Source organism: Chlorobaculum parvum NCIB 8327 (genome assembly GCF_000020505.1).
Taxonomy (GTDB): domain Bacteria; phylum Bacteroidota; class Chlorobiia; order Chlorobiales; family Chlorobiaceae; genus Chlorobaculum; species Chlorobaculum parvum_A.
Window position 1 is genome coordinate 956,717 of sequence record NC_011027.1, and the last position, 11,780, is coordinate 968,496.

The following is an 11,780-nucleotide window of genomic DNA, read 5'->3' on the forward strand; positions in this document are numbered from 1 at the left end:
TGTGTCCTGAAATTCTGATAACTCATCGGAATTATAGCGTTTTAACTTGTTGTTGGGTTGGAAAAGGGGGAAAGTGACTATTACGTTACGTTAGAGTGCCAAAGCTTAAAATTTCCTAAGCTCTGTAATCACTAATTGTATTGCATAGCTCGGATGTTCTTTTTTACTGCATGAAAGGGTTCTGATAACTTCTGCAACAACAACTCGGGAGGATTGACACGATGAAAACGAAACCGCATGTCTTGATTCTTGGCGGCAACTTTGCCGGATTGCAGGTTGCCCGCCACATCCGTGACCATGTGAAGCCCGAAGACGCATCGGTCACCGTGGTCGATAAACGGTCGTACCTGCTTTTCATTCCCAACATCCCGATTGAAATTCTCGAAAACAAAAATCCGGACAGCAGCATGCAACTCCCGCTGGCTCCGGTGCTTGACAAGGACGAAACCCGCTTCATCCAGGCCGAGGTTCTCGACATCGACGTCGAGAGCAAAAAAGTGACCATCCAGCCGACCGAACGGCCTGGCGCGACAACCGATGTGCTCACCTACGACTACCTGGTCATCGCCCTCGGCAACCGACTCGCGTTTGACAAGATCGACGGCTTCGCCGAGCATGGCCACACCGTATCGGACGGTTTTTACGGCAACAAGCTCCGCCACTACCTGCACGAGGGCGGCTACAAGGGCGGCCCGATCGCGATCGGCTCGGCTCGATTCCATCAGGGAACGAAAGGCAAGCTCGACTTCGTGCCGATGGCCAAAGCCGCCTGCGAGGGACCGCCGGTCGAAATGGCGCTGTCGCTCGCTTCGTGGCTGAAGCATCATGAAATGGGCGGGCCGCAGAAGGTGACGATCTTCACCCCCGCCGATCTGATCGCCGAAGACGCGGGCAAGAAAATCGTTGGGCAATTGCTTGAAATCGCGGGCGGCATGGGGTTCGGCTACAAGAACAAGCTCGAAGACATCAAGCAGATCGGCAAGGATGGCATCGAGTTCGCCAACGGCGAGTCCATCGAGGCCGAGCTGAAGATCATCTTCCCGGACTGGGTGCCGCACGAATTTCTGAAAGGGCTGCCGATCTGCGACGAAAAGGGGTTCGTTATCACCAACAAGCAGCTAAAAAATCCAGACTATCCCGAAGTGTATGCCGCCGGTGACGCCGCGGCCTGCACGGTACCGAAGCTCGGCTCCATCGGCCACCACCAGTCCTACATCGTCGCGCGGCAACTGGCCCGCGATCTCGGTGCGCTCAGCGATGAAGAAGCCGACAGCGAGCTGTACAGCCCGGAGGTGATCTGCTACGGCGACATGGGCGACGGCAAGGCCTTTTACATCCACTCGAACGTCTGGTACGGCGGCGACATCGAAATTCTGAAGATGGGTAAGCTCTACTACGACCTGAAGGTCGCCTTCAAAACCTCCTACTTCGCGATGGGCGGCAAGGTGCCGTACTGGCAGTGGAAGATGGGCTCCTGGATGGGCGACAAGATTTTGTGATCGCGCGTCCGCATCCGGGGACTTTTCAAAGCGCGCTTCCGCAGCCAGCATCGGTTTGCGGAAGCGCACTAAAAAAAACTGCCCAGAACGATCAGCGTCAAAAGCACCGGCAGGTAGGCAAGGGTAGCTCTGAAAACCCGGCGGGTATCCCTGTCGGAGCGCGAGAAAAACAGCTGCACGCTGACCATGACCGGAATGATTCCGAGAAGTAACGAGCTGATGCCGAAGCGTAAACCTGACAAGCCGAAAAGGTATGGAAGAAAAGAGGCGAGCACAAGGAGCAGTGTAGAAGCGAGAATGTGTTTGAATATCCTGTTCCCCCTTGAATCGATTGCCGAGAGTATTTTGAATCCACCGGTGCGGTAATCGTTGCGATACATCCAGGCGACGGAGTAAAAATGGGGATGCTGCCACAGGAACAGAATCAAAAAAAGTATCCACGCGCCGGAGCCGATTGTCCCTGTAGCTGCGGCCCATCCGGTGACAGGTGGTATAGCGCCGGAAACCGCGCCGAGGCTCGTGCTTAGCCAGCTCACCCTTTTCATCGGCGTGTAGATGACGATATAGATAAAAGCGGTCAACAGAATCAGGAAGGCACTCAAGAGATTCACCATCAAGCCTGCGACGGTTACGCCAGCGAGCACGAGAAGGATGCCGAAATTCAGGGCATGAACCGGTTGCACCACCCCCGCCGGTATCGGCCGGTCACGGGTATGCTCCATTCTGGCGTCGAAGTCGCGCTCCAGGTACTGGTTGAGTACGGCGGAACCGGAGCATGCCGCCACCGATCCTGCGACAAGGTAAAACAGCTTGGCATCCAGCACGGTCGTGCCTCCGGCAAACAGGTAGCCGGCAACGGTGGTCATGATGACCAGAATCGTAATGCGTGGCTTTGTCAACTGTATATAGGCAAAGAGCTGATGCATCGAAATACCCTTCTTCTTTTGCGATGAATCAAATAGCACAAGAAAGTGTAGAAAAATTCACCGAGCCCCAGCCTCACCGAAAGACTCCTTCTCTTTCTTTTTGCTACTTTATGTAAAGATACGCCAATTTGGCAGGAAATGACGTTTATTGCAGTAATGACGTAATCTCTTATTTTTCATCCAATGAGATTCGTCTAATAAAACAATGCCTGACACTGAATTGGAGCCTGGCAATGAAGGCGCGCTGGCAAGTCTTATGCAGAGCGCAAAACGACTGCCGCTATTTTTCAGCGTTCAGGATTATGCCCTGATTTAATAACTGGCGAAAGGGGGATAATGAGAAAAAATAATGCTTACGCCTTGTTCAAGGCATTCAGTCTATTTTTTACGTCATTTATCCTGACAGGGTGCAACAAGATGGTGGTCTTTCAGCCAAAAGGCCCTGTCGCTCGCGATGAAGCCCTCCTTATCTACACGGCTTTCGGGCTGATGCTGATTGTCGTGATTCCGGTTCTGGTCATGGCAATCGGATTTGCCATCCGGTACAGAGCCTCTAACGACAAAGCCACCTACAAGCCAAACTGGGCAAATTCCATCAAAGTCGAACTGATCGTCTGGCTGGTTCCCGTCATCATTGTCGCGTTTCTCTCCTGGCTGACCTGGACTGGCACCTTCCGGCTCGATCCGTACAAGCCGATTGCCGCCGAAGCCAAACCGCTGCGGGTCGAGGTGGTATCGCTGGACTGGAACTGGCTTTTCATCTATCCCGATTACAACATCGCCACGGTCAACGAGCTTGTGCTTCCGGCCCATACGCCGCTCAATTTCCGGCTCACCTCCGCGACGGTCATGACCTCGTTCTATGTTCCCCAGTTAGGAAGCCAGATGTACGCCATGGCCGGAATGCAGACGCAGTTACATCTCCTGGCGGATGAAACCGGCACTTTTGATGGGCACAACCGGGAGTTCAGTGGCAAGGGGTATGCCACCATGCATTTCAAAACAATCGTAAAAACGCCGGAAGAATTTCAGGTTTGGGTGCAGAACGCTCGGCAAACCGCGAACGCCTTGAGCATGGCGGAATACAAAGCGCTGGCCGAACCCAACAGCAATCATCCTGTGACGGTTTACTCGCCGGTTGTGCCCGGTTTGTTCGACCACATCGTCGGTCAATTTACCGGCTGGATGGGCGCGGATGGCGCGATGAAATCAATGACGCAACCCAACGGAAAGGCGCATGAATAATATGCTTGGCAAACTATCGCTCTCCGACATACCGCTCAATGACGCCATCATCATGAACGCGGTTTATGGCTCTCTGGTGCTGGCGGCTGTCATTATCGGACTGCTCACCTGGTTCAGGAAGTGGTCATTTTTGTGGAACGAATGGCTCACCAGCCTCGACCACAAGAAAATCGGCATCATGTACATTGTTCTCGCGAGCGTGATGCTGGTACGCGGATTTTCGGATGCCATGCTCATGCGTTTGCAACAAGCTATGGCGGCGGGCGCGAACCCGGGATTCCTGCCGCCGCCCCACTTCGACCAGATTTTCGGCTCGCACGGCACCATCATGATTGTGTTCGTGCTGATGCCCTTTTTGACCGGACTGATGAACATCGTCATCCCCCAGCAGATCGGCGCGCGTGATGTCGCTTTTCCGCTCATGAACTCCATAAGCCTCGGCTTGACCATAGCGGGCGCATTCCTCGTCATGATTTCACTCGGCGTCGGCCAGTTCACCACCGCGGGCTGGTCGGGCATCGCGCCTCTTTTCGAGAAGCAATTCAACCCCGGCACGGGCGTCGATTATTGGATGTGGGCGCTGCAAATCTCCGGCGTAGGCTCCACCCTGACGGGTATCAACTTCCTGGTGACGATCATAAAAATGCGCGCTCCGGGCCTCACTTTCATGCGCCTGCCGCTTTTCGTCTGGACCGCGCTGACCACCAATGTTCTCATGATTTTGTCGTTCCCTGTGCTGACAGCCGCCCTTTTCCTTCTGGCTCTGGATCGTTACCTCGGCATGCATTTCTACACCAATGATCTGGGCGGAAATATGATGTTGTGGAACAACCTTTTCTGGATGTGGGGCCATCCGGAGGTCTATATCCTCATTCTCCCGGCCTTCGGAGTTTTTTCCGAAGTGGTGGCGACCTTCTCCAGAAAAAAACTGTTTGGCTACAAATCGCTGGTCTATGCCACGGTTGCCATCATGTTCCTCTCCTTCACGGTCTGGCTTCATCACTTCTTTACGATGGGCAATACTCCAGAAGTCAACGTCTTCTTCGGAATTACCACCATGCTGATCGCCATTCCGACCGGCGTCAAGGTGTACGACTGGCTGTTTACGATGTACCGCGGGCGGATTACCTTCAGCGTGCCGATGTACTGGACGATGGGCTTTCTGACGATCTTCGTGCTTGGTGGCATGACCGGCGTGCTGTTGTCGATCCCGCCCGCCGATTTCGTGTTCCACAACAGCGTTTTTCTGATTGCGCACTTCCACAACATGCTTATTCCCGGCGCACTGTTCGGCTATTTCGCGGGCATTCAGTACTGGTTCCCCAAAGCATTCGGGTTCCGCTTGGATGAAAAATGGGGAAAGCGTGCTTTCTGGGGCTGGTTTATCGGTTTTTTAGTCGCTTTTATGCCGCTCTATATCCTCGGGTTCATGGGAATGCCTCGGCGCATGTCTCACTACTCCAACCTGGCCTGGCACCCGTTGCTGATTGTAGCGCTCGCTGGCGCAGTGTTCATTGCATTTGGCATCCTCTCTCTGATAATCCAGTTCATCGTCAGCATCAAAAACCGGAAAGACAATGTTGATGTAACCGGAGACCCGTGGGGCGGACGTACGCTGGAGTGGGCAACATCCTCGCCACCAGCCGAATATAACTTTGCCGTTATTCCGACAGTCCAGAACATCGACGACTTCTGGGACAGAAAAGAGCGCGGCGTCGCCTACCAGCGACCCGAAAAGTATCATGACATTCGTATGCCGAAAAACCGCCCGCATGGCGTGATTATCTGCGCATTGGCCCTCACCTTCGGCTTTGCGATGGTCTGGTACATCTGGTGGCTGGCCGCGTTGAGCATGGCTGGCATCATCGGCACCGTCATCATGAGCGCCGTCACAGACGACACGGAATATGTGATCCCCGCGCACGAAGTGCAGCGCATCGAAGAGGAACGATTCCGGGCTTTGGCCGCAGCGCAAGATTCAGGGAATAGTTGATAAAACGGAGCGTTCAATGCAAAACAGTATGGATTCAACATATCTGGCAGAGTGGAAAGAACCCGACCGTCTCGACATGCAGATGCTCGGTTTCTGGATTTACCTGATGAGTGATCTTGTGATTTTTGCGATCCTGTTCGCCACGTTTATTGTGCTGGGCCAGAACTACGCTGGTGGCCCCGGTCCGAAACAGCTCTTTGACCTGCCCTATCTTTTTGGGGAAACAATGCTGCTCTTGACCAGCAGCGTTGCCTACGGATTCGGCATGGTGGCAATGCAAAAGGAAAAGAGACGCGCAGTATTGACCGGGCTGGTGGTCGCTTTTCTTTTGGGCGCGGGATTCGTGGTGATGGAGATTCACGAATTTCATGGATTGATTATGGCTGGACACGGCCCGGCGAACAGCGGATTTTTATCATCCTTTTTTGCCCTCGTCGGCACACATGGCACGCACGTAAGTTTCGGCTTGCTGTGGATGGCCGTGATGATGATTCAGGTGATGACAAAAGGATTTACCGCTGGAGTCCGCTCCCGCCTGATGCGCCTGAGTCTGTTCTGGCACTTTCTGGATATAGTCTGGGTAGGCGTCTTTACCGTTGTTTACTTGTGGCAATTGCTCTAATGATGTCATAAAACATTAAAACCGGAATCACAACAGTGGAACAGACTCATATCGAAAACACGGCTACCGAACACGTTTCGTATAAAAACTACATTACCGGTTTTATTCTCGCCGTTGTCCTGACAATCATTTCATTCAGTCTGGTTCTGACCGGTGTCGTTCCGAAACAGATTGCTGTCATCGGTCTTTTCGCAGCTGCCGCCGCGCAAATAGCCGTCCATCTCTACTATTTCCTACACCTCGACAGCTCAAAATCCCAGCGCTGGAACGTAATAACGATATCGTTTACCGCGCTGTTGCTGTTCATCTTCATCGCCGGAACCATCTGGGTAATACACACATTGAACTCGCGAATGATGTGAGGTAAAGAAACAATGCTGCATGCGGGTTCGGAGTGGATTGTGATCGAGAGGGGAAAGATTTGGTCGTAGTGAGATACTGTATTTTGCTTATGATTTGCTTGTGTGTTTATCGTAAGCGGTTTTCAATAGGAAAATGGACAAGGCGCTACTTTTACGTGTGCTCGATGGGGAGCAAGCTGCCATTGAGCAGTTTGGCGACAGCGACAATTGTGCAGTCATCGATTGGCGAGACGGATTGTTAGAGCTTATTGCCGCAGTCGAGCCCTTCTTGCCAAAAGGTTATCTTCGCTCTGAGGCAAAAGACGGCGGGTTTCTGCTTCACGCGGGAGGTCGAGGTTCAAGTCCGATTGAAGTGCAGCTCAAAACCAGACAAGAAGACCTTATTGCCTCGCTAAATCGTGCGCTATGTCCCGACTTCGAGATTCGTCAGTTCACACCAATGACGGGTGACGGCTACTCGCTTTTTGTCGCACCTGCTTCCTTCTGGCAAGATGTCGAACGCTCTCACTCGGTTGCCGTTCAGAAGTACTTCCTTAGCGCGGAGCGCTTGGCGGCCTACTGGCGCAAGGGTTATTTTGCCCGCCTTTTTAGCAAGCCATGATCGTGGTCTAAATAACGTCGGTTATGCCGAGCATTATGCTTGAAAATGTGCCTTGCTGTCTATCTCGCCAGTAATAAGCCAATTCCGCTTGTTGAGTGGAATGATGCGGCTCCTCGCTTCAATGTGGTGCCGATCATTGACGATGAACTGCTCGTGAAAAAGCAGTTTCGGAACCAGAATGTAGTCTATGTGGGCTCTCACCAGGGGTGCGGCTGCGGTTTTTTCAAAGAAGGCGCATCTGGCGAAGAGTTATTGCTGGTACAAGCCAATTACGATTCACTCGTGCGCTATCTGGGCGAACTGATGAGCGATGGTGCGAACATCGAGATCTTTTGCTGCTGGGAAGGCGATCAAGGTTCGGAGCCTGAATTCAAAGAGCGGTTGTCTTTGGCAGGGTTAGGTTCTGAGAGCTTCGAGTTTAAGGAGAATGCGTACTATGAAATCGTATGACAAGGTGCTCAATCAGCTTGTAAGCTTATTTCGAACTGAAAGCCTTCTCTCTCTTGGCGTTACATCCTAACAGCTGAACGTACGAGAAAATCTGAGGATACAAAGCCGACTCCGAGTTGAGTTATCGTCTTTACTCGCACTCTGAAATTAAATGCATGCATTTCAGTTGGAACGCGCGGGTATTTCATGGAGGGAGCTCGAAAAATCGCTGACGTCAAGGTTGAGAAAATTATTGCCCTGCGTGAGAATCCTCAAACCTCATGACTCCACGAGGGCGCTTCCTGCTTTTGCTAAAGCGCCCATGAATTTCCGGTTTAATGTCCCGACTTGTGCGTGCGGATGGTCATGACGGGGGTGTCTGAGAGTCGGACGACTCGTTCGGCGGTGCTGCCGAAAATCATGTGGTCGATGCCTGTTCTGCCGTGGGTGCCGAGTACGATCAGGTTTGCCTGCTGCTCTTTTGCCGTGTTCAGAATCTCCTTGTAGGGCTGGCCGCCGGCGGTGACGGTCGAGTAGTTCTCGTAGTCGCCGAGTTTCCTTGAGCAGAAGTCGCTCATCATTCCTTCCGCCGCGCTCATCACATCCTCTTCAAGCTTCTCGAACGGAATCGTAGAGCCGTAATAGGTGCGCAGATCGACATCGACCTGTTCGCTCACCACGTGCAGCACGACGAGATGAGCGTCAAATTTTTTTGCCATCGTCAGCGCATACTCGAACGCGTGATCGGAGTTCTCCGAAAAATCGACAGCCGCAAGAATGGTATTGAACGGTTCCATGGTGGTTGTGTTTATTGATCCAGAATTCATCAATGAATCAGCCCCTGCATGATTGCCAGGCAGCTGATGGCCGAGACGATGACCCACAGGCTTACACCCTGAGCGAGCGGCTTGATGCCGGTTTTGGCGAGCACTTCGCGGGTCAGGCCGCTGCCGATCATGAAGAGGGTGACGACGAGGCTCTGCTTGGCTACGCTGTTGACGCCGTGCCAGACAGTATCGAACTGCGGGAGCAACGTCTTGATGACCGCGGCGAGCACGAAGCCGATGATAAAAAGCGGGATGCTGACTTTGCCGCCTGCTTTGTTCAGCCATGAGCCAATCAGTGCTGAAGGCATGATCCAGAGCGCGCGGGTGAGCTTGACGGTGGTGCCGATGCCAAGCGCCACGGCGCCGAAGGCCGAGGCCGCGCCGACCACGCTGCTGGTATCGTGAATGGCCAGCGCCGACCAGATGCCGAACTGCTCCTGCGTCATGTTCAGCAGGTGGCCGAGCGGCGGAAAGAGTATGAGTGCCAGCGAGTTGAGCGTAAAGATGGTGGCCAGCGCCACGCCGGTCTCCTCAGACTCGGCCTTGATGACCGGAGCCATGGCTGCAATCGCGCTGCCACCGCAGATGGCCGTGCCGAACGAAATGAGCGTCGAGGTCTGCTTCGGGGTCTTGAAGAGCTTGCCGAGCAAGAGGCCGATACCCATCGTCAGGGCAATGCTGACGGCGGTGTAGAGGAAGGCGCTCTTGCCAGTAGCGATCAGCACCGGCAGGTTCATGCCGAAGCCAAGACCGACCACCGAGATCTGGAGCAGACGCTTGGTCCACACCGAGACCGACTTGCCCCACGGATTACCGACAGCTATACCGAACACGATGCCCGCCACCAGCGCCATCGGCGCATGAACCAGCGGAATGCAGCTTGCCGCTAGCAGAATCCAGAATATCGCTTTTTGTATGTTCTCGTTGTTCATTGGCACCTCATAAATTTTTTGTTGTGAACCGGTTATAAAGTGCCGAAAAATGTACAGCAAAGCCAATCGTTAATCGTTATTTATCATAATATGAAGTTATTGAATGAGGCGTGAACGTTTGTTGTCTGTTCATCCGTTCCGGCACGATTTTGCAGGCTTGTTGCACTCTGCGGGTGGTTTGCTGCCGATGAGGATGTTATCTATTCCAACAGGCGGAATAACCAACGTGACGTATCATGGAACCATCATCGAACAAGCCCAAGCCGTCGAGCATTCACGTCGAGTGGCGGGAAAATGGCGATTTCATGTTTTCGTGCCGCTATCTGACGGAGGGTGATCGGAAGGCGGTTGAATCGGAGGAGCGGAGGGCGGATGACCGGCATTGTTTTTCGATGATGACTTTGGCGATGGGTAACGTGCTTCGGAAGCTGCGGCGGGAGCACATCTCCTTTCCGCTGTTCCTCGTGTCGCTGGCGTTCAATCACCGCCATCTGCTTGCGGAGATCGACCGGCTGCTTCAGGCGCTGCACGAACACGTCGATCGACAGGAGGGGAGTGGCGAGTACACCTGCTTCATCACCTCCGGTAAAGATCAGGAGTAAGGCGGGGTGTCGTCGTCCGATCTTTTTCGTCCTGCGAAGAAGTCTCGAAGGACGAGATCGAAGCCGTAGGCTAGCCGGTTCCACGGAATTTCCGTTTCCGTAAACCATTGCAGTCGCTGGCCTTCGTGTAGCGGAATGGTGTCGGTTTCAGCTTCAAACTCCATGAAAAAGAGGCACTCGATCCGGTCAGGGAAGTCGTAGACGGCATGACGTCGGCAGTCAGAAACGTCGGTTTCGATCTCCTCCAGCATCTCCCGCCGGATGCACATTTCCGGAGTTTCATCATCTTCCACATGGCCGCCGGGCAAGTCCCAAAAGTTGGGGTACGGTATGTCCGGCTTGTCGTCGCGCAGAAAGAGCAGCACTTCGTTGCGGCTGTTTTGCAGGATGATGCTCGCACCGGATCGTTTCATCACACCACCTTGCCTTCCTTGATGAACTCTCGCAGGATCGCCTGTTCGAGGCGTGTGTTGTCGAGGGTGCGTTCCGGTGCTGCCAGCGATTCGAGGGCGCAGTAGTGCACGATGTTCAGAATGCCCGCGCCGGAGAGTTCGTAGCGCGAGGCGATGGAGTGCCAGTCGATCTGTTCGTCGATTTTCAGTTGCTCCGGCAGGGTGTTCATCCAGAGCGTGTGGCGGTCGTCGGCTTTGGGCATGGGGAAGTTGATGATGCTCTGGAAGCGCCGCGAAAAGGCTTCGTCGAGGTTGCCGCGCTTGTTGGAGGCGAGGATAATCAGCCCGTTATGGCTCTCGATGCGTTGCAAGAGGTAGGCGGTCTCCTGATTGGCGTATTTGTCGTGCGCGTCGCGGATGTCGGTGCGTTTGCCGAAGAGCGCGTCGGCTTCGTCAAAAAAGAGGATCCAGTTCTTGTTCTCCGCCTTGTCGAAGAGGCGCGAGAGGTTCTTTTCGGTTTCGCCGATGTACTTCGAGATGATGCGCGACAGGTCGATGCGGAACACCTGCTTGCCGGTCTCTTTGCCGAGCAGCGTTGCCGTCAGCGTCTTGCCGGTGCCGGGTGGGCCGTAGAAGAGCGCACGGTAGCCCGGTTTGACGCGCTTTTTCATGCCCCAGTCGTGCAGCAGCGTGTCGTTGTGCAGAATCCAGTGTTCGATCTCCCGAATCTGTTGCAGGGTTGTTGCGGGAAGCACCAGATCGCTCCACTCCATGTCGGTTTCGATCGGCTCGGCGGGGAAGTCCATGCTGAAGCGCGGCTTGCTCGTCGTGCCGAGCGTGAGCTGTTCGACTACCTCTGGATTGAGCGTCAGCCGCCCGCTCATGACCGGTTCGCCCTCCGGTACTGGCTCCAGCCAGAGAATGTGCTCTCTGGCGAACCAGTGGTCGTTGCTGAGGATGCGCTGCACCTCCAGCCGCTTTTCAAGATCGTCACCCGCAATGACAAACTGCGCCGTCTCGCCGGTGGGCAGGATGCCGCGGTGGTTTGTGCCTCTGAGTCCGCCGAACTCAGGGAAGTCGCCGCCGTCGGGGAGAAATTTGGCGATGATCTTGCTGAAGAAATCAGGCTGAAGATGGGGTGCAAGTGCGAGCAATGGCAGGGTAAACTCTTCCAGAGACGGGTGGCGCTGTTCCAGGAAATTGGGCAACCATGAATTGTCGGGAAACAAACTGATCGGCTCAGGCTCATACTCTTCAGTATTGCTGAAATAAACCTCCAAGCAATGGGTTATGGTTGTATTTAGCCATTGTAAGGCCGTGTTAAGATTGTCAGGATTAACCATTTTTATC

13 protein-coding genes are annotated in these 11,780 nt (G+C 53.9%); 8 read left to right on the forward strand and 5 right to left on the reverse strand.

All coding sequences use genetic code 11. The features are described 5' to 3' along the window. The first annotated feature begins 221 nt into the window (after positions 1 to 221). Positions 222 to 1,499: an NAD(P)/FAD-dependent oxidoreductase gene (locus CPAR_RS04480; RefSeq protein ID WP_012502121.1), complete on the forward strand. Its 1,278-nt coding sequence runs from the start codon at positions 222 to 224 to the stop codon at positions 1,497 to 1,499. A gap of 68 nt (positions 1,500 to 1,567) precedes the next feature. Here CPAR_RS04480 and cyoE read toward each other — a convergent pair whose 3' ends face one another. Beyond that, entirely contained in the window at positions 1,568 to 2,425 is an 858-nt protein-coding gene (cyoE, locus tag CPAR_RS04485) for a heme o synthase (RefSeq protein WP_012502122.1), read from the reverse strand. Positions 2,426 to 2,761: 336 nt separating this feature from the next. Here cyoE and cyoA point away from each other — a divergent pair, with 336 nt between their 5' ends. The 6 genes from cyoA to CPAR_RS04515 all read left to right on the forward strand — a co-directional run bounded on the left by cyoA (position 2,762) and on the right by CPAR_RS04515 (position 7,698). Further along, on the forward strand, positions 2,762 to 3,670 hold the full coding sequence (gene cyoA, locus CPAR_RS04490; RefSeq protein WP_012502123.1) for a ubiquinol oxidase subunit II: 909 nt from the start codon (positions 2,762 to 2,764) through the stop codon (positions 3,668 to 3,670). 1 nt (position 3,671) lies between these two features. Next, on the forward strand, positions 3,672 to 5,663 hold the full coding sequence (gene cyoB / locus CPAR_RS04495; RefSeq protein ID WP_012502124.1) for a cytochrome o ubiquinol oxidase subunit I: 1,992 nt from the start codon (positions 3,672 to 3,674) through the stop codon (positions 5,661 to 5,663). Positions 5,664 to 5,691: 28 nt separating this feature from the next. Next, positions 5,692 to 6,285: a cytochrome o ubiquinol oxidase subunit III gene (gene cyoC, locus CPAR_RS04500; protein WP_041466132.1), complete on the forward strand. Its 594-nt coding sequence runs from the start codon at positions 5,692 to 5,694 to the stop codon at positions 6,283 to 6,285. A 35-nt stretch (positions 6,286 to 6,320) separates the two neighbouring features. Further along, entirely contained in the window at positions 6,321 to 6,647 is a 327-nt protein-coding gene (gene cyoD / locus CPAR_RS04505) for a cytochrome o ubiquinol oxidase subunit IV (protein WP_012502126.1), read from the forward strand. A gap of 133 nt (positions 6,648 to 6,780) precedes the next feature. Continuing rightward, a complete protein-coding gene (locus tag CPAR_RS04510) occupies positions 6,781 to 7,248 on the forward strand; it encodes a hypothetical protein (RefSeq protein WP_012502127.1) in 468 nt (155 codons plus the stop codon). A 45-nt stretch (positions 7,249 to 7,293) separates the two neighbouring features. Next, a complete protein-coding gene (locus CPAR_RS04515; protein WP_012502128.1) occupies positions 7,294 to 7,698 on the forward strand; it encodes a hypothetical protein in 405 nt (134 codons plus the stop codon). Between the two features lie 314 nt (positions 7,699 to 8,012). Here CPAR_RS04515 and CPAR_RS04520 read toward each other — a convergent pair whose 3' ends face one another. Both CPAR_RS04520 and CPAR_RS04525 read right to left on the reverse strand, forming a co-directional pair. Beyond that, positions 8,013 to 8,474, reverse strand: a complete 462-nt coding sequence (locus CPAR_RS04520; RefSeq protein WP_012502129.1) for a universal stress protein — start codon at positions 8,472 to 8,474, stop codon at positions 8,013 to 8,015. A gap of 29 nt (positions 8,475 to 8,503) precedes the next feature. Beyond that, positions 8,504 to 9,436 (reverse strand): YeiH family protein, encoded by a 933-nt coding sequence (locus CPAR_RS04525; RefSeq protein WP_012502130.1) that lies wholly within the window; start codon positions 9,434 to 9,436, stop codon positions 8,504 to 8,506. 236 nt (positions 9,437 to 9,672) lie between these two features. On the opposite strand from CPAR_RS04525, the gene CPAR_RS04530 reads away from it, so the two are divergent. Then, complete coding sequence (locus CPAR_RS04530) at positions 9,673 to 10,038, forward strand: hypothetical protein (RefSeq protein WP_012502131.1); 366 nt, start codon at positions 9,673 to 9,675, stop codon at positions 10,036 to 10,038. Here CPAR_RS04530 and CPAR_RS04535 read toward each other — a convergent pair. Together CPAR_RS04535 and CPAR_RS04540 are read right to left on the reverse strand one after the other, a co-directional pair. Beyond that, positions 10,029 to 10,451, reverse strand: coding sequence for an NUDIX hydrolase (locus tag CPAR_RS04535; RefSeq protein ID WP_012502132.1), 423 nt, complete (start codon positions 10,449 to 10,451; stop codon positions 10,029 to 10,031). The genes CPAR_RS04530 and CPAR_RS04535 overlap by 10 nt on opposite strands. Then, positions 10,451 to 11,773: an ATP-binding protein gene (locus tag CPAR_RS04540; protein WP_012502133.1), complete on the reverse strand. Its 1,323-nt coding sequence runs from the start codon at positions 11,771 to 11,773 to the stop codon at positions 10,451 to 10,453. Before CPAR_RS04540 ends, CPAR_RS04535 begins: the two co-directional genes overlap by 1 nt. Between the last annotated feature and the right edge of the window lie 7 nt (positions 11,774 to 11,780).